The following is a 16,920-nucleotide window of genomic DNA, read 5'->3' as shown; positions in this document are numbered from 1 at the left end:
GTCCGGCCTGGGCCGGACTCAACCGACTGACGCGATCGCGGCGTCGATGGCCTGGTGCAGCCGTTCAACGATGATCTCGAGGTGGGCTTCCTCGACGATGAACGGCGGCGCGAGCAGGACGTGGTCTCCGGCGTGGCCGTCGATGGTGCCGCCCATCGGATAGGTCATCAACCCCCGGGCCATGCATTCGCGTTTGACCTGCGCGTGCAGCCTGGCGGCCGGGTCGAAGGGCGCCTTGGTGCCGCGGTCGCGAACCAGTTCGACCGCGTAAAACAGACCGCGGCCCCGGATGTCTCCCACGAACGGATGATCGGCGAAGCGGCTGGCCAGGCGCGCCGCGAACGACTGGCCGCGGGCGCGAACGTTGGCGAGCAACCCGTCGCGCTCGATCACCTGCTGCACGGCGAGCGCCGCCGCGCAGGCGACCGGGTGGCCGAGGTAGGTGTGGCCGTGCTGGAAGAAGCCGCTGCCGGCCGACATGGCGTCGACGATTCTCTTGTGGGTCAGCACGGCGCCGATCGGCTGGTAGCCGCCGCCGAGACCCTTCGCGATCGTCATCAAATCGGGGACGACGCCCTCCTGCTCGCACGCGTGCAGCGTGCCCGTGCGGCCCATGCCGCACATCACCTCATCGAGGATCAGCAGGACGCCATGACGGTCGCACACCTCGCGGATCGCCTCGAAGTAGCCCGGCACCGGCATCACCGCGCCGCCGGTCGCGCCGCCCACCGTCTCGGCGACGAAGGCGATGACCCGCTGGCCGCCACATGCCGAGATCGTCTCGTCGAGCTCGGCGGCGAGCCGCGCGCCGTACGCCTCCGGCGCTTCGCCGGCACGCTGGTCGCGGTAGGCGTAACACGGGGCGACGTGCTTGACGTCGATCAGCAGAGGCGCGAACTGCCGGCGCCGCGCCTCGTTGCCGCCAACCGCCAGCGCGCCGAGCGTGTTGCCGTGATAGCTCTGGCGGCGGGCGACGAAGACGCTGCGCTGAGGCTGGCCAATCTCGACGAAGTACTGGCGGGCCATCTTGAGCGCCGCCTCGACCGCCTCGGAGCCGCCGCTCACGAAGTACACGTGATCCATCCCGGCCGGTGCGGTACGGGCCAACTGATCGGCGAGCGCCTCCGCCGGCTCCGAGGTGAAGAAGCTGGTATGCGCGTAGGCCAGGCGATCGATCTGCGCGTGCATGGCCGCCGACACCGCGGGATGGCCGTGGCCGAGACACGACACGGCGGCGCCGCCGCAAGCATCGAGGTACTGCCGGCCGGACGCATCCGTAAGGTAGACGCCCTGTCCGGTGACGGCCACCGGCGGCGTGACACGAAGGTGGCGATGGAGGATGTGTGTCACGGCTTGACGGTTGCCAGGACGCGGTCGAGTGCGTCGTAGGGCGCGAACTCCGCGTGCTCGTAGATGTTCCATCCCGTGAAGACGGCGATCAGCTGGTGCTCCGGCACGACGATCAAGCGCTGGCCGCCGTAGCCGAGCGCGGCGTAGGCGTACTGCGAGCCGCCCCCGTACGGGAGCACCCACCACTGATAGCCGTACTTGCGCGACCGGGCCTGGCCCGGCCGCGTGTCGACCAGCGGCGTCGTTGAGGCCTTGACCCATCCCTCGGGCAGCAGGCGGCGGCCGTCCCACACGCCGTCGTTCAGGTAGAGATAACCGATCTTGGCGAGGTCGCGCGCGGTCAGGTAGAGCCCGCCCTCGGTATCGGACAACCCCTTGGGCGTCCGCTTCCAGTAGGTGTCGGTGATGCCGAGTGGCGTGAAGAGGTGCTCGGCCGCGTACTCGTCGGCCTGCTTGCCGGTGACCTTCTTGAGCAGCTGCGACAACAGCTCGGTGGCGCCGCTGCTGTAGACGAACGACGCTCCGGGCGCGCCGGCCATGGGCTGATCGAGCACGAACTGGATCCAGTCGTCGCTCTTCTCCATGCCGGCGCAGCTGTTGGCCGGGTCGGTATAGGCCACGGTGCTCTCGTCCCACTTGATGCCGGACGTCATGGTGAGCAAGTGCTTGAGCGTGAGCTCGCTGCGGCGCGGGTCGGTGCCGGTGCCGCGGAAATCGCCGGCGAAGTACGGCATCATCTTCGCGTCGACGCCGGGCAGCTCGCCGCGGCCGATGGCAATCCCAATCAGCGCGGAGGTTACGCTCTTGCTGACCGACTGCATCGTGTGCAGGTGGCCGTGCTGATAGAGCGGGTACCAGTCCGGATCGTAGTAGTTATACGGACCGCGCACCGGATCGCGGCCCGCAAACAGGCCATCGAAGTCGTGACGGTACGATTTGTCGAACACCACCTTGCCGTTGCGCACGACGAGCATGCCGGTGATCTGACCGCGAGCGCTGGAGGCGAATTCGGCGTCGAGCGCGGCGAGCGCGGCGCCATCAAGGCCCTCGGCCTCGGGCGAGGAGGTCGCCCATGCCTGCGTCGGCCAGGGCGCACCCGGCGGCGTCTCTGGCGTCCCCGCGCACCCGGCCAAACCAACCACGATGTTCGCCACGATAATCCACTTCAACATGTCAGCACTCCCGCGCCTCCGCCGGACCGGGGAACGGTACCATGAACGCGGCTACAATGCGGCTCACCATGACCAATGACGACCGGCAGCTGGGGATGGGCTCTTCGATCACCCGCCGTGACTTCCTGAACGGCGTGGCGGTCGGCGTCGGCGGCGCGATGGCCGGATCGATGTCCCTGGATTTCGAGACCCTGCTTGCCCAAGGGCCGGCCGGCGCCTATCCGCCGGCGTTGACCGGCCTGCGCGGGTCGCACGCCGGCTCGTTCGAGGCCTTCCATTCGATGAAAGACGGCGCCTACTGGAAGTCGGCGCCAACACCACAAGCCACCGGCGAGGAGTACGACCTCGTGGTGGTCGGCGCGGGCATCAGCGGCCTGGCGGCGGCGCACTACTTCCGGACGGCCCGGCCGGACGCCCGCGTCCTGCTGCTCGACAATCACGACGACTTCGGCGGCCACGCCAAGCGCAATGAGTTCACGCATAACGGCCGCACCTACATCGGCTACGGCGGCACGCAGTCGATCGACAGCCCGGCGCCGTACAGTGCCGTGTCCAAGGCGCTCATCACCGAGCTGGGCATCGACATGGCACGCTACGACAAGGTGCTCGACTCGGGCCTCTATAAGTCGTTGGGTCTGCGGCCGGCGGTCTTCTTCGACAAGGAAACCTACGGCGCCGATCGCCTCGTCACCGGCGACCTGCGTGAGGATGCATTCCAGGCGGCCGCGCCGCTCAGCGACAGCGTGCGCCGCGATCTCAAGCGGTTGCTCACCGAGCGCTTCGATCCGATGCCGGGCCTCAGCTCGGCAGAGAAGAAGGCGCGTCTGGCGCGGATGAGTTACACCGACTTCCTCACCAGGCTGTGGAAGCTCGATGCCGGCGTCGCCCGGCTCTACCAGACGCGCACTCACGGGCTCTTCGGCGTTGGCGTTGACGCCGTGCCGGCGCAGGACGCGTTCGGCCTGGGCCTTCCGGGCTTCGACGGCATGGGGCTCGACGATCGGCCGGGGCCCGGCCAGAACTACGACTCGATCCGGAGCGAGGAAGCGGCGAACTACTATTTCCACTTCCCCGACGGCAACGCCACCGTCGCGCGGCTGCTCGCGCGCCGGCTCGTGCCCAACGCGATCCCCGGATCGACGGCAGACGACGTGGTGACGGCGAGGGCGGACTATTCGAAGCTGGATGCCGCCGGGTCGCCGGTGAGAATTCGCCTGAGCAGTCCCGCGATGCGCGTGCGTCACCTGGGCGCGGCGGGTCGCGGCCAGCGGGTCGAGGTCGCCTACCTGCAGGGTGGTGCCCTCAAGACGGTCACGTCGGGCGCGGTGGTGCTGGCGTGCTGGCACTCCGTGATCCCGTCGTTGTGCCCCGAACTGCCGGCCGCGCAGAAGGCGGCGCTCGATTACGCGATCAAGGTGCCGCTCGTTTATACCAACGTGTTCATCCGGAACTGGACCGCGTTTCAGAAGCTCGGCGTGCAGCGCATCTCGACGCCCGGGATGTGGCACACCTCGGTCGGCCTGGATTTCCCGGTCAGCCTCGGGGGCTACAAGCATCAGACTAATCCCGCCGAGCCCGTTGTGCTGCACCTGTCGAAGTCGGCGTGCCGGCCGGGCTTGCCGGTGCGCGACCAGCACCGCGCCGGCCGCGTGGAGTTGCTGTCGACCTCGTTCCCGACCATCGAACGCAGCATTCGCGATCAGCTGGGCCGGTCGCTCGGTGGTGGCGGATTCGACCCGGCGGCCGACATCCTCGGCATCACCGTGAACCGCTGGCCGCACGGCTACGCCTACCAGTACAACTCGCTGGCCGACGACTTCTGGGTGAACGGCGGCGAGCAGCCCTGCGTGGTCGCGCGCCGGCCGCACGGGCGCATCGCCATCGCCAACGCCGATGCCGGCGCCTACTCCTATACCGACGCCGCCATCGACCATGCGCACCGGGCGGTGCGGGAACTGCTCGCCTAGTGCCGGAGTCGCCGCGGATCCCGCGCACGCTGGGGCTGACGGACCTCGTGCTGCTCGGCACCGTCGCGATCGTCAACGTCAACACGGTGCCGCCGGTGGCGGGCTTTGGACGGGCGACGCTGCTGTTGTGGGTGGTGGCCTTTGCGGCGTTCTTCATCCCCGAAGCGATTGCCGTGACCGTGCTGTCGCGCCGCTATCCGGGAGAAGGCGGCGTGTATCTCTGGGCCCGCCGCCACTTCGGCGACATTCACGGGTTCGTCTCCGGCTGGTGTTACTGGACCAACAACCTCTTCTACGTGCCCGTCCTGCTGGTCTACCTGGCAGGCGTGGTCGCCTTCGCCGGCGGTGCGGGCAGCGCCGGACTGGTCGACAACAAGTGGTTCGTGGCGACGGTCGCGTTCGGGTGGCTGGCGGTCATCACCGCCGCGAATGTGCGGGGGATGGGCGTCGGCAAGTGGATCAACAACATCGGCGGCGTCGGCAGCGGCGTCACGGTGGTGCTGCTGGTGGTGGCGGCCACGGTGGCGCGGTGGCAGGGCGTGGCCGCGACGCCGGCCGCCGTCGAGGGCTCGGTGCTCGAGATGGCGAGCGGGCTGGGCGTGATGTGCTTTGCCTTCATCGGCATCGAGCTGGCGTCGACCATGTCGGATGAGATCCGGCATCCGGAGCGCGACATTCCGCGCGCCATCGTGATCGTCGGGACCATCGCCATCGTGTCGTACCTGCTGGTCACCGACGCGTTGCTGGCGCTGGTGCCGTCGGGAGAGCTCGGCTCGATCCAGGGCGTGATGCAGGCGGTGGCCCGCGGCGCCGACGCGGCCGGCGCGGAATGGCTGGTCGCGCCGATTGCCATCGTGATGGCGCTGTCGATTGGCGGCGCGACGTCGGCGTGGTTCGCGGGTCCCGCGCGCATCCCGTTCGTGGCCGGACTCGACAGCGCCTTGCCGGCGGCACTCGGCCGCGTGCATCCACGCTGGGGATCACCGCACGTTGCGTTGATCACCTGCGCGCTGCTGTCGGCCGGGCTCACCGCGTTGTCGCTGACCGGGTCGAGCGTCGCCGAGGCCTACCAGGTGCTGCTGCGGGCCTCGGTGGTCATCAACCTGGTGCCGTTCGTGTATACCTTCCTGGTTCTGCTGACGCTCGACACCGCCCGCCCGTTCGAGCGCGTGGCCGGGGCGGTCGGCGCGCTGGTCACCAGCGCCGGCATGGTCACGGCGTTCGTGCCGACCGGCGACGTGACGAGCGTGGCAGTGTTCGAGCTGAAGATGATGGCGGGAGTGGGCGGCCCGATTACGATTGGGCTGTGGCTGTACTGGCGATCGCGCGGACGGCTGCGTTCCTGAGCCTCGCCGTTTCTGCGACACCCTCGGTCGCGCAGCATCGCAGTTTCTGCGACATCTGACCGGACGCAGTGCGGATTCGCGCCTGATTCAGGCGGCATGCCGTTAGCAGTTGTACGGCCCATGCCGACCGAACGAACTTCCCCGCCGCCCGCACCGCCTCCCAAGCTGTTCGATCAGATCAGGACAGCCATTCACCTGCGCCACTACAGTCCGCGGACCGCGGAGGCCTATGTGGCGTGGGCCCGCCGCTACATCGTGTTTCATGGCAAGCGTCATCCTCGTGAACTGGGCGTGGCTGAGGTGACCGCATTTCTCTCGGACCTGGCCGTCAAGGGCGCGAGTGCCTCGACGCAGAATCAGGCGCTGAGCGCGATCCTGTTTCTCTACGAGGCCGTCCTGAGCCAGCGGCTACCCCGAATGGAGACGCTTGTGCGAGCGCAGCGGCCGGTTCGTCTTCCGGTGGTGTTGTCGCGTGACGAGGTTGGCCTGTTGCTCGCCCAGATCCGTGGCGTGGTGTGGCTGATGGCCGCGTTGTTGTACGGATCGGGGTTACGGCTGCTCGAATGCGCGGAGCTGCGGGTCAAGGACATCAACTTCGACCGTGGCGAGTTGATGGTGCGGGACGGTAAGGGTGGCAAGGATCGGGTGACGATGTTGCCAGCGGCCCTGCACTCTCCGCTTCGGGATCATTTGACGTGGGTCAAGGGGCAGCACGAGGCAGACCTGGCTGGCGGCCTGGGCGCGGTGGCCCTGCCGGGCAATCTCCGGGCGAAGTATCCGTCGGCGCCGTTCGAGTGGGCGTGGCAGTGGGTGTTTCCTGCGACCCGGTTCTACCAGGATGCGGGGACGGGCGAGCGGCGGCGGCATCACCTGCACGAATCGGTGCTGCAGCGCGCGGTGAAGGACGCCGTGCGGACGGCCGGTATTCCTCGACCGGCCACGTGTCACTCCCTGCGCCATTCATTTGCCACCCATCTCCTGGAGTCTGGGTATGACATCCGAACGATTCAGGAGTTGTTGGGCCATCGCGATGTCAGTACGACCATGATCTACACGCACGTGCTCAATCAGGGTGGGCGTGGCGTGCGGAGCCCCTTTGACCAACTGGCGCAGGGACCGTGGCGGCGGTGAGCTGGGCTATGCCGACCGCGAGCCGCGGGAATATCGAACTATGCTGATCGGCCTATCCCCGTCTTCAGCGAGGTGATCGCATTGGCAGAGTAGCTCAGGTTCATGAAGTTCCAGTGCCGTGTTCCAGTGCCGTTGACCGGCATGAACCCGGGGGCTACACTGCGCCTATCGTTTGAATAACGAAGTAGGCGGTTGAGCCGACTTCTTGTTAGCCCGACTAGACACGATGACTACGTCCGCACAGCGGTGTCCCAATTGCGGGATCTTCAACGTGCCAGATGCCCCTCGGTGCGACTGCGGCTATAACTTTGTTGACGGCAGGTACCCGCAGGCCGGGCGTCCACCCGGTGTCACGCCCGGACGCTTAGCGCGATTCGCGGCCGGGAGCATTCTATTGCCCTACATTCTGCTGCGATTCGAGTTTGCTATGTCAGGTGGCTCGCTCTCGGGTTGGAGCCTACTGGTCGGCGTGGCCCTTGGGGCGCTGAACCTGCGAGCATGTAGGTTTCGTCTATGGTCACGCACGAGCGCAATCATCGCCTACTGTGTGGTTGCTGGTGCCATGGGGTTCTTCCTGGCGTTCGGAATTGCCTGCGGCCGTTACGGGAACTGTCTTTGAGGCGCTGCAGGGCTCGGCAGCGCAAGGGACGTCATTCTCGCGTCCTTCTTGGTGGCGGCATTACTCCCACGAGCGGGCTAACCCCCGCTTGCAGCCGGCGGCGCGCGGTGTGATCATTGGCGCGCGCCGCGGCTGAAGCGGCAACGTTAGACGTCACAAAGAGAGGTCGAGCCTGACCAAAAAGGATCGGATCCCGATACCGCGACAGATCGCAGCGGATGTGATGTTCGCCGCTGATCGGACCTGTTGCGTCTGTCGCGATAGAGGCCGACCGACTCAGATACATCACATAGACGAGGACCCATCGAACAACGACCCCGCCAACCTCGCGATCATGTGCCTGCTGTGCCACAACGACACGCAGGTCACTGGTGGGTTCGGTAGGAAGTTGGACGCCGCCCAGGTTCTCCACTATCGATCGGATTGGCTTGAACGCGTTCGACGTCGCCGGGATGAGGCAGACGCTCTCGCCGTTTCAGTCATGGGAGGTACCGTGTCAGGGGGCCGCACATCACGGCCGACGGTCACGCCGGCACTGTCGCTGCAAGACTATGTTTTCAACATTGCCGGCCCTTCGACGACGCGCCTACCAGATTGCCCAGAGGGGCTTCGACACCGGCGTGACCGCAGAGATGTTGCAGGCTGGCTATTCGGTTGTCGAGGTGCTTGAAGATGTTCTCGTATCGCTCGCGACCTTCTATCCACCCGGACATTTCGACGCAGAGAACCCTCGCGACTACTTCTCCGAATTGATCGCGTCTCGCTTCCGTTGGCACAGGTACCACATTGAGACCGCGGGGCAGGGGCTCGGCGGAACGATAGTAGGCCCAATGGTTGTGGGTTCAGTACTGACAGATCTCGAAGGCATGGTCGTTGACCTTGTTACGTCTCTCACGCTGAACTGGGAGGCGAGCACGGACGTCGCCCTTGAGGAATGGAAGAAGGACTGGTCGCGACTGGACGACAGTGACGTCTAACACGCGTTGCACCGGACGGCGGCCGGTGCCATGATGAGCCGCCGCCGGTGAACGCTGGCGTTAGCCAGACGAAACGAGTTCCGCAGCAATGACAGGGCAACAACTTCGCGAAACAATTCGGCAACACAGGGCCAATTGCGAAGCCAAGATGGCTGGCAGGACGGCTTTGGTCAACGAGGCTATTCGGCAAGAGTTGCTACAAGGGCCGTTGGTAGATCTTGGTCTCGAAGTCGAGAATGTCAGCCGCCAACAGATTCGACACGTCGAGCACTCACCGCCAATTAGTGGGCCTGTCATCTTCCTGTACGGCAAGCTGGGGAACGCAGACGATCGTTCCTGGTTGGGCAAGCAGCTTGGAGATCCCCTGTTCCCTTCGACCGTAATTGCGATCTTTGACACTCCCGAGCAGGACACCATACTTGAATCGTTGCAACCGGGACAGCGAGTCGCCGTTCGAGGTTACGCGACCGGTGGCTACCTTAGCGGTTCCCGAGTGGAGCCATTTTTCCTGACAACTGCCCAAATCAGGTGAGCCGTGGCGCGAAGCGCACCGGGATTTTGGGGACCGGCGCAAGCTTGCACGACCTTGCAAGATCCCCGTCTAACGCAACAAGAAAAGTGGAGAATACGTGAATGGCCGATTTCACCTATACGACGGTACCAGGCAAGCTGAAACAGCTGTTCGCGAAGCTGCGGGAGGTTGGAGTGCCGTCGAAGGCGACCGTGCAGTGGCTGAAGTCCATCGGCTTCACGTCCAGCAACGACGCATCCATGCTCGGTGTGCTGAAGACGATCGGTTTCGTTGACGCAACCGGAGTGCCGACACCGAAATGGTCGAGTTTTCGCGGAGCCAATTCCAAGAGAGTGCTCGGCGACGCCATCCGCGACGGCTACGCCGAACTGTTTGCGGTCTATCCAAACGCACCACAACGAAGTCAGACTGACCTTGAGCACGTCTTCAGCACAAGCTCCACAGGTGGACGACAGGTAATTTCCAAGCTGGTCAGCACCTTCAAGAGCCTGGCGGAACTCGCGGAATTCACCCCGGTATCGGCACAGACAGACCTGCACCTGGCCTCTGAGCCGCTTCACGTGCCCATATCGGCTCCAGCAGCAGGTGCCACGGGAGCTCGCGGCTCGCACTCAGGCGGTCCGTCCGTTCACATCGACATTCAAGTTCACATTGCGCCCGAGTCATCGGCTGATCAGATCGATCAGATCTTTGCAAGCATGGCGAAGCATCTCTATGGTGGGCGGGACCGTGAATGAGCACAGTTGGTCGAAACGCGTTTAACGCTGCCAGGGCGATTCAGACGGCCGTAGACCTCCAGCTAGGTCCTCCCGAAGACGGGCGACGCTCTGAGAAGCAGCTCGTTCTGCCATTTTCGATTGTGCGAGGGACGCGAGGCTATATCGAGAGGGTCACGAACCAGATCAATGGTTGTTACGAAAACGGTTGGTACGATTCGTCGGCTGTAATGATTCGGCGTTTGCTGGAAACCTTGATAATCGAATCGTTCGAACATCACGGGATCGCCGCCAAGATCCAAAACGCCAGCGGTGATTTCCTATACCTGAAGGACCTAATCGACGCGTGCCTCCGGGAGGACGCCTGGAACCTGAGCCGTAACTGCAAGCAAGCGATGCCCAAGCTCAAAGATATCGGCGACAAGTCCGCGCACAGTAGAAGGTACAACGCTCAGCGTGGTGATATCGCGCCTCTGGCTGGAGATATTCGCTTCGTTGTGCAGGAGCTGATCTACTTGGCGGCGTTGAAATGAGCTGGCTAACAAACGTTTGCAGCCGTCGGCGGCTGCTCCGATCGTAGGCCGCCGCCGCGGCTGAAACGTAGCGTTAGCCAGACGGAGTTTCACCGGTTCGAATTCGGAACGACCTTATGTCGAAGAAACGAAGACCCAGACGGTCGGCGGGCTCGCTCATCTCCGGGCATTTGGGCGGCATTCGGCGGGCCCTCCTTGAGGGTGAGAAGCGTCCTGCCTTCCTTGCCTTTCTCGAAAGCAATGCGGTCACGCACGGGATCTACGCCCTCTACGACAAGAAAGGGCGGCTGTACTACTCGGGAAAAGCGTCGGACTTGGCCACTCGGTTGAACCAGCATCTCAAAGATCGTCATGGAGAAAGCTGGGAACTCATGACTCTCTTTCTAGTCGCCAAAGCTGCGAACGTCGCCCAACTTGAAGGGCTCGTTGTCGCAGCAGCGCGTCCACCCGGAAACAAACAGAAGCCAAAAATTGGACAGGACCTTCGGAAGAGCCTGAAGCGATACTTGCGACAGGACGCCATTCAGGAGATCGACGAAGTTGTTTATCCGGATCGCGAGCCCCGCGAAGGCACGTTGGCCAAGCGCATCACCACAAAGAAGCTTCGCAGGGTCAGTCAGGCGAGACTTGCCCGAACGCTTGGAATCACCCAACCACGCGTTAGTGTTCTTTTCAAGAAGAACGCGATTCGCCGGTACATCCGAGAAGCCGGGAAGCGCGATGCTGTTCTCTTGCTCTTGCAGAAATCCGTAAAATGACGCCTGCCTAACATCCAAATGGAGCCGACGCGCCTGACCGTCCGTGCGATCATGGGGCTGCGGCGCGCGGCTCATTTGGCGCGTTAGCCTGACAGATGTCGAAACCAACAGCGTGGAATGCGGAATGGATCTATCTTGCAGTTGCTCCTGTATGCGCGCTGCTTCCGTTTGTGGTGCCTAGAGGTTCTGAGGCCAGACCTTGGCCGTTAGTTCTGGCGGCCGGTATACCGCTGTGTGTAATCGCGATTCTGTTGGCGACGGTTCACCGACAGCATAGCCTGCGAGGGGCGGGATACGGCATTGCGGCAGTGAGTTATTCGCTTGCGGCAACACTGGCCGTGGCACCAGTCGCGTACTGGACCGAGGCCCTTGTGGTTCACCGCGTGCTCGCCGTCCTGTACATGGTCCTGCCCGTTCTTGCAGCGTCGGCGTTGGTGTGGCTCACTACTCGGATTTGGCGGGTCCCGTCTAGACTCCGTGTCGTGCTAACAGTTGGCGTAGGCTTGGTGGCGCTGCGTTTCGCCTGGTCAGCGTACGAGGTGGCCAACAGTGAGCGAATCGGTACGATCGAGCAGATATCAGCGTCACTCGCTGCCTTCGCGATCGATTGCGCGTTCGCCATCATAGTGCTCATGATTGGCATAGTCAGTGAGTGGCTGCTAAGGCTCCGGCAGGCTAACCAGCCGCTGCAGCCGACGAGCGGCAGTGAGTTCTGACACACTAGAGTAATGAACCCCGCCGCTCGCGGCTGAGCGGCAGGTCGTTAGCCGGACAGCTAGATATTCAGTCTTCGATTGAAAGGCCAGTCACCTGCCTTCTGCGCTAAAGACCGTCGCCGCGGGCACTTCGCTTGGATTGGTTGCAGCCGTCGCAACTGCCAAGATAGTCGTTGCTCTCGTTCCAGAACTCGAAGGCGAGTCGACGTGGGCCGTTGCCGCCAGTGTTCCATTCGGGCTGTTCGTCGGTGCTTTGATGGCGGCCTTCTTGGTGCGGCGGGGACGAGAGGTCCCTACATTCGGGCGATTGATGGTCGAGACCGTCGCACTTGCAGCGGTCTTGACAGTGGGTATGAGTCAACTCGTGATCCCGGTTGCTTGGGATCTGCCCAGGTTCAAGATAACGATCCTCATCGTCGTGAGTGCAGTCGTGCTGGCGGGCATCGCGTCTTTGCTGCTTAAGCGGTTGTATTGGCACGCCAAATAGCCCATCACGCCCTTCGGGCCGGCTAACCAGCCGCTGCAGCCGACGAGCGGCCGATGGCTTAGACTCCTTCGCATGACCGCGACCGCCGCTCGCGGCTGAGCGGCAGGTCGTTAGGCTCCTGGACGACAGTTCAATGCCAGATCGACAAGCCAAGAGGGAACTCGCGATCTTTCAGGCCTTCGCGAAGACCGCGGGCATGGCGATCGAAGCAGCGCATTGGGAAAAGCGCGGCCCTCCAGAGCCGGACATTCTCTATCACGCCGAAGGTGCCGAGCCTGTCGCATTCGAGATGGTGGAGATCATCGACGAAGAGTTCGCCGGGCGCGTCTGGAGCCAACTCAAGCTGAAGTCTCGATTCGAGCACTCATTCTTGGCTCTACCGCCGGATCGAAGGGCACGGATCGAGGAAAGAGTTGGGGACGCCCTCGTTCACGTCGTCTTTGAACCGGGCGCGACTCTGAAGGCCAAACAGAACTCAATCGATCTCGTACTCCATTGGCTTGGCGACCTCGACCGCGCCTTCGAAGGCGAATGTCGGAAGGTCGCCGGGCAGTCGTTCCCGCCAGCGGTATCGTCCGTGCGAATCGCCAGACTCAATTTGTCGGGTCCGTGTTTCGATGTCGACGCGGTCGGATCTCTGTCCAATCCCGCAGTCGACGCGGTGCGGGATAAATGGGCCAAGTCGTACACAACCCAGCACCAGATACAGCTCTTGGCTTATTACGAGCTCCAACCCGAGGGCCACGAGGCGATGTGGCTACCTGACTTGAGGGCTTTCTTAGCAGAACAATCGTCGTCCCCTTTTCGGCGAGTGTGGGTATACGATTGCGCCACCGCGGCCGTTCGATACGCATCGGGACAACTCGAATGAACCGCGCGGAGCCTAACAAACGAATGGAGCCGTCGCGCGCTGGCTCCGGTTCGCGCGCGGCTCATTCGTAGGCGTTAGGCGGACAAACCAGATGCGCTACTTCACACTTTTGGTGCTCGTCCTCCATTTGTCATCGATGCCCTCAGGGCAGGAGCCAGCATTCGACCTTTCGGATCGCGACTGCCAAGACGAAGTGCTCATTTCCTCTATCGAAGGGGCTCGGATTTACGCGTCATGCGTCCAGGCAGGCTCCGAGCGCATCATGCGGGTCTCGGTCAGTAACTTGGCTAACGCTAAAGTCGGCCGCCTGCGAAGCCTTTCAATCGGGTTTTGTGGTCCGAGTGTCGTCGGCGCTTCTGCACAGAGCGGTTGGATTGCGAAGATCGAAGGTGACGACCGCCACAATGTCACCTGGTCGTTATCCGATGATTTGGTCGAGAGTCTCGGGATCCCATCGCGAGCCAGGGTGGGCGGGTTTGTCGTGCGCCTCAAGCCGGGCTGGAAAAGATCTCGATCAGATTCCGCTTGGTGGGGAGAGTCGAACATCGTCGCGCACGTCACAACTCATGATTGCTAGTGTGTGGCCGCCTAACAAGCCGCTGCAGCCGACGAGCGGCGGATGGTTTAGACTCCTTCGCATGACCGCGCCGGCCGCTCGCGGCTGAGCGGCAGGTCGGTCGTTGGGCGGACAGAGAATGAGTGACGCACGCACGATAGAACTGGATCGAGTCCTCTCGACAAATCGAGCCGGTTGGAATCACGTTGCGCCATCGTTCCACGGAGCCACAGCGCTGCCGGAGTACGGGCCTCTGGCCCCGACCGAGGACACACTTCGACTGCTGGACGAGACGGACGGGGTGTGCGCCCTGGAGCTGGGATGCGGGAGCGGGCACTCACTTCGGTACCTCGCCGAGCGAGGCGCACGGGAACTCTGGGGCCTCGACCTCTCTCCCGTCCAAATCGCGTTCGCGACGGAGACGCTACGTCCGTTCGCGCCAAGGATTCACCTTGTGGAATCGCCAATGGAGGTGGATCCAGGGATCCCGCCTGCCCACTTCGATCTGGTGTTTTCGATTTATGGCTTGGGTTGGACGGTCGACCTTCCGGCCACGATGGGGCTTGTGGCTCGCTACTTGCGGCCGGGCGGGTACGTCCTTCTGAGCGGAGAGCACCCGGTGTACAGCTGCATGGAGTGGAACGGAGCGCAGTACGCCATCTCGGATCCCTATTTCCCTGAAGGTCCTCGCGAACACGCGTCGTGGAAGGGGGTGCCGATCGTGATCCAACGTCGAACGCTCGGTACATTCGTCGGACAGATCATCGAAGCGGGCCTGCAGATCGAGGCGCTGGTGGAAACACCGCTGAATTCATCGCTGGCAACGGAGACGAACGCTGACCCTGCACGCTGGTATTCTGTTCCTCGCGCAAGCGTCATGCCGACCACGTTCATCATCAAGGCTCGAAAGCCATCTCTAGCGCACAGTGCCGCCCAACAACCGCTTGCAGCCGACGGCGGGCAGTGAAATGGTGGGCCGCCGCGGCTGAAGCGGCACGGTTGGGCCGGACGAAGACGGTAGGATTTGTTCAATCGACATGTGGACGTGGCTGTGGATCGTCTCGGAAGGAGGAGATCATGCTGAAGTCATCATCACGAGCCATCGGGACGACAGCGTTGATATTGCCAGTTGTCCTGTTCGCTTTCCCCCCGCAAGCAAGGCCCTCAGCCACGCAGTCAGCCCCTGCAGCGGTTCAGAACGTTTGTCAAGTCACCGTTCCGAACGGGTTGACGCCGCCGGGTGAGAAACCTTCACGAACGCACCACGGCAATAAAGGTCTATGGACTGCGCTGTGGCCCGAGGGAACTGTTGTGTTTCGGCCGGGAGGATCGGGATTCGTCCTCAGAGACGGTTCGCTTCAAATGAAGTTTCCGTGGTGGCGGGGAGTTGAAGGTCCGTTGATCATCGAAGGACGTCGGTTGGATGAAGCTGCACCGCCTTTGCGAACTCACATCCCAGCTGGGTACAGTCCGAGTGCGCCTGGATTTCAGGCGACTAGTTTGATCTTTCCAACTCCCGGGTGCTGGGAAGTTACCGGACACGCCGGCGAAGCGACGCTTAGCTTCGTCGTCAACGTCGTCAAGATTGGCGAAGGGCCAGTGCAAAACGGGTCGCCTAACACGCCGCCCAACAAGCCGCTGCAACCGACGAGCGGCGGGGAGTTCTGACACCACAGATTGCTGAAACCGCCCGCTCGCGGTTGAGCGGCAAGGCGTTAGGCGGGCAATCTTCGGATCCAAACGGAATGCGATACAGCCACTCTCGTAAGGCGGGCAACCAAGGAGACGTTTGGAAGCACGCTGTGTTGCTTGCCGTTGCCGGTGCGATCCAGGTCGACGGTAGCGTGCTCTACGTTGAATCACATTCAGGTGCACCGGTGCACAAGCTGGAAGATGGCGGCGAGTGGCAACGAGGCGCCGGTCGCGTAGTCGCGTCATCAGCCTGCCAGTCGGAATACCGAGCCGCAGTTACGCCGTGGCTAGGGCGACAGGAGTATCCGGCGAGTTGGGTGCTTGTCGCCAAGCGATTTGCCGAGCGCGGCAAGACCGTCGGCGTGGAACTAGCGGACACGTCGGATGCGGTAGCGAAGGCCCACGAGCAGTGGAAGTCTTCTCCTCTCGGGGAGAACGTTCAGGTGAATTTCCGCAGGTCCGACGGGTTTGACCTAGCCATTAATACCGCTGCCCCGACGCTGGTGTTTCTCGATCCCCCGTTTGAGGATCGGGAACGAGAATGGCAGCTGCTCGCAGGCACATGCATGTTTCTCAGAGAACACAACATTCCCTTCCTGGCGTGGTATCCGTACTCGTGGCACACGTTTCCGAATTGGATCGTCGAAACCACTCAGTGCTTAACATGGGAAGTCTTGTGGGCCAAATGCGGGGCCAAGCCGAGCCAGAATCTGAAGGGCTGCGGCATGCTCGTCTCAGATTGCGTGGCAGATGTTCTGCAGGAGAATCGCTCGACACTTGAGCCTTTGCCGGCCTGTCTTGGCTGGGAGCTCCGCGTGCGATAACTTGGCCTTGAGTGGTTTCATGATCCAGCAATTTGTCGTGGCGGCGCTTGTCTCCTTCGGCACACTTCAGGCGACGAAGCCTCCATCAGATTTTGGATTTCAACTTCTGTCTGGAGTGTGTAGCTTCGAAGAGGTTGACACCACTCAGAGCCGTTACACTCGGGTTGCTCCTGACGGCCGCAAATCGGCCAAGGTCAAGTTGTCGCACTCTGAGCGGCAGACGCTCTTCGACCTAGTGATGGCCGCTAAGTTCTTCGATATGCCAGTGGAAATACGTCCCCCAGTAGTTGACGGCATGATTACTGTCACCTCACCCTCGGCTGAGTATCGACTGCAGGTGCGGCTCGGTGGAAAGACTCATACAGTCTCGTTCCACCATTCCAGCCCGTCGATGACCGATGAGGGCCGTCGCTTCTTTCAGCTGGTTCAAGACATCTTGTCTGTGTACCGACAACGTCGTGAGGTCCAGCGCCTTCCAAAAACAGCATTCGAAGTCTATTGCCTCTGAGTTGCACTGCCTAACCAGCCGCTGCAGCCGACGAGCGGCAGTTGGATTAGACTCCTTCGCGTGAACGTACCCGCCGCTCGCGGCTGAGCGGCAGGGCGTTAGCCGGACAGCTAGATATTCAGTCTTCGATTGAAAGGCCAGTCACCTGCCTTCTGCGCTAAAGAC

Annotated in this window: 15 protein-coding genes; 13 read left to right on the top strand and 2 right to left on the bottom strand. The window is 62.8% G+C overall.

Going from position 1 to position 16,920, the window contains the following annotated elements:
- Positions 1-18: 18 nt before the first annotated feature.
- Positions 19-1,350: an aspartate aminotransferase family protein gene (locus WC815_17895; GenBank protein ID MFA5910656.1), complete on the bottom strand. Its 1,332-nt coding sequence runs from the start codon at positions 1,348-1,350 to the stop codon at positions 19-21.
- Positions 1,347-2,522, bottom strand: a complete 1,176-nt coding sequence (locus tag WC815_17890) for a serine hydrolase (GenBank protein ID MFA5910655.1) — start codon at positions 2,520-2,522, stop codon at positions 1,347-1,349. The genes WC815_17895 and WC815_17890 overlap by 4 nt, the downstream gene beginning before the upstream one ends.
- 68 nt (positions 2,523-2,590) lie before the next feature.
- On the opposite strand from WC815_17890, the gene WC815_17885 reads away from it, so the two are divergent.
- The 13 genes from WC815_17885 to WC815_17825 all read left to right on the top strand — a co-directional run bounded on the left by WC815_17885 (position 2,591) and on the right by WC815_17825 (position 16,755).
- Positions 2,591-4,489, top strand: a complete 1,899-nt coding sequence (locus WC815_17885) for an NAD(P)-binding protein (protein ID MFA5910654.1) — start codon at positions 2,591-2,593, stop codon at positions 4,487-4,489.
- Positions 4,489-5,835: an APC family permease gene (locus WC815_17880; GenBank protein ID MFA5910653.1), complete on the top strand. Its 1,347-nt coding sequence runs from the start codon at positions 4,489-4,491 to the stop codon at positions 5,833-5,835. The genes WC815_17885 and WC815_17880 overlap by 1 nt, the downstream gene beginning before the upstream one ends.
- Positions 5,836-5,955: 120 nt before the next feature.
- On the top strand, positions 5,956-6,966 hold the full coding sequence (locus tag WC815_17875; protein MFA5910652.1) for an integron integrase: 1,011 nt from the start codon (positions 5,956-5,958) through the stop codon (positions 6,964-6,966).
- Between the two features lie 1,182 nt (positions 6,967-8,148).
- A complete protein-coding gene (locus WC815_17870) occupies positions 8,149-8,562 on the top strand; it encodes a hypothetical protein (GenBank protein ID MFA5910651.1) in 414 nt (137 codons plus the stop codon).
- Between the two features lie 633 nt (positions 8,563-9,195).
- The gene (locus WC815_17865) at positions 9,196-9,831 is read left to right on the top strand and encodes a DUF5343 domain-containing protein (protein MFA5910650.1); all 636 of its coding nucleotides are present in this window, start codon (positions 9,196-9,198) and stop codon (positions 9,829-9,831) included.
- A gap of 209 nt (positions 9,832-10,040) precedes the next feature.
- Positions 10,041-10,343: a hypothetical protein gene (locus tag WC815_17860; protein ID MFA5910649.1), complete on the top strand. Its 303-nt coding sequence runs from the start codon at positions 10,041-10,043 to the stop codon at positions 10,341-10,343.
- A 116-nt stretch (positions 10,344-10,459) separates the two neighbouring features.
- The gene (locus WC815_17855; protein ID MFA5910648.1) at positions 10,460-11,101 is read left to right on the top strand and encodes a GIY-YIG nuclease family protein; all 642 of its coding nucleotides are present in this window, start codon (positions 10,460-10,462) and stop codon (positions 11,099-11,101) included.
- 855 nt (positions 11,102-11,956) lie between these two features.
- The gene (locus WC815_17850; GenBank protein ID MFA5910647.1) at positions 11,957-12,304 is read left to right on the top strand and encodes a hypothetical protein; all 348 of its coding nucleotides are present in this window, start codon (positions 11,957-11,959) and stop codon (positions 12,302-12,304) included.
- A 133-nt stretch (positions 12,305-12,437) separates the two neighbouring features.
- Entirely contained in the window at positions 12,438-13,175 is a 738-nt protein-coding gene (locus WC815_17845) for a hypothetical protein (protein ID MFA5910646.1), read from the top strand.
- 91 nt (positions 13,176-13,266) lie between these two features.
- Entirely contained in the window at positions 13,267-13,752 is a 486-nt protein-coding gene (locus WC815_17840) for a hypothetical protein (GenBank protein ID MFA5910645.1), read from the top strand.
- Between the two features lie 118 nt (positions 13,753-13,870).
- Positions 13,871-14,698: a class I SAM-dependent methyltransferase gene (locus tag WC815_17835; GenBank protein MFA5910644.1), complete on the top strand. Its 828-nt coding sequence runs from the start codon at positions 13,871-13,873 to the stop codon at positions 14,696-14,698.
- Between the two features lie 835 nt (positions 14,699-15,533).
- Entirely contained in the window at positions 15,534-16,247 is a 714-nt protein-coding gene (rlmJ, locus tag WC815_17830) for a 23S rRNA (adenine(2030)-N(6))-methyltransferase RlmJ (protein MFA5910643.1), read from the top strand.
- Positions 16,248-16,266: 19 nt separating this feature from the next.
- Entirely contained in the window at positions 16,267-16,755 is a 489-nt protein-coding gene (locus WC815_17825) for a hypothetical protein (GenBank protein MFA5910642.1), read from the top strand.
- The last annotated feature ends 165 nt before the right edge of the window (positions 16,756-16,920 follow it).

The organism is Vicinamibacterales bacterium, assembly GCA_041659285.1.
Taxonomy (GTDB): Bacteria; Acidobacteriota; Vicinamibacteria; order Vicinamibacterales; family UBA2999; genus 12-FULL-67-14b.
This window is presented reverse-complemented; position numbering and strand designations above follow the sequence as displayed.

What these genes read in the sequence shown, in the direction of transcription:
- WC815_17890 (MFA5910655.1), bottom strand. Translation starts at nt 2,522, where the DNA reads ATGTTGAAGTGGATTATCGTGGCGAACATCGTGGTTGGTTTGGCCGGG.
- WC815_17885 (MFA5910654.1), top strand. Translation starts at nt 2,591, where the DNA reads ATGACCAATGACGACCGGCAGCTGGGGATGGGCTCTTCGATCACCCGC.
- WC815_17875 (MFA5910652.1), top strand. Translation starts at nt 5,956, where the DNA reads ATGCCGACCGAACGAACTTCCCCGCCGCCCGCACCGCCTCCCAAGCTG.
- WC815_17865 (MFA5910650.1), top strand. Translation starts at nt 9,196, where the DNA reads ATGGCCGATTTCACCTATACGACGGTACCAGGCAAGCTGAAACAGCTG.
- WC815_17860 (MFA5910649.1), top strand. Translation starts at nt 10,041, where the DNA reads ATGATTCGGCGTTTGCTGGAAACCTTGATAATCGAATCGTTCGAACAT.
- WC815_17855 (MFA5910648.1), top strand. Translation starts at nt 10,460, where the DNA reads ATGTCGAAGAAACGAAGACCCAGACGGTCGGCGGGCTCGCTCATCTCC.
- WC815_17845 (MFA5910646.1), top strand. Translation starts at nt 12,438, where the DNA reads ATGCCAGATCGACAAGCCAAGAGGGAACTCGCGATCTTTCAGGCCTTC.
- WC815_17840 (MFA5910645.1), top strand. Translation starts at nt 13,267, where the DNA reads ATGCGCTACTTCACACTTTTGGTGCTCGTCCTCCATTTGTCATCGATG.
- WC815_17835 (MFA5910644.1), top strand. Translation starts at nt 13,871, where the DNA reads ATGAGTGACGCACGCACGATAGAACTGGATCGAGTCCTCTCGACAAAT.
- WC815_17825 (MFA5910642.1), top strand. Translation starts at nt 16,267, where the DNA reads ATGATCCAGCAATTTGTCGTGGCGGCGCTTGTCTCCTTCGGCACACTT.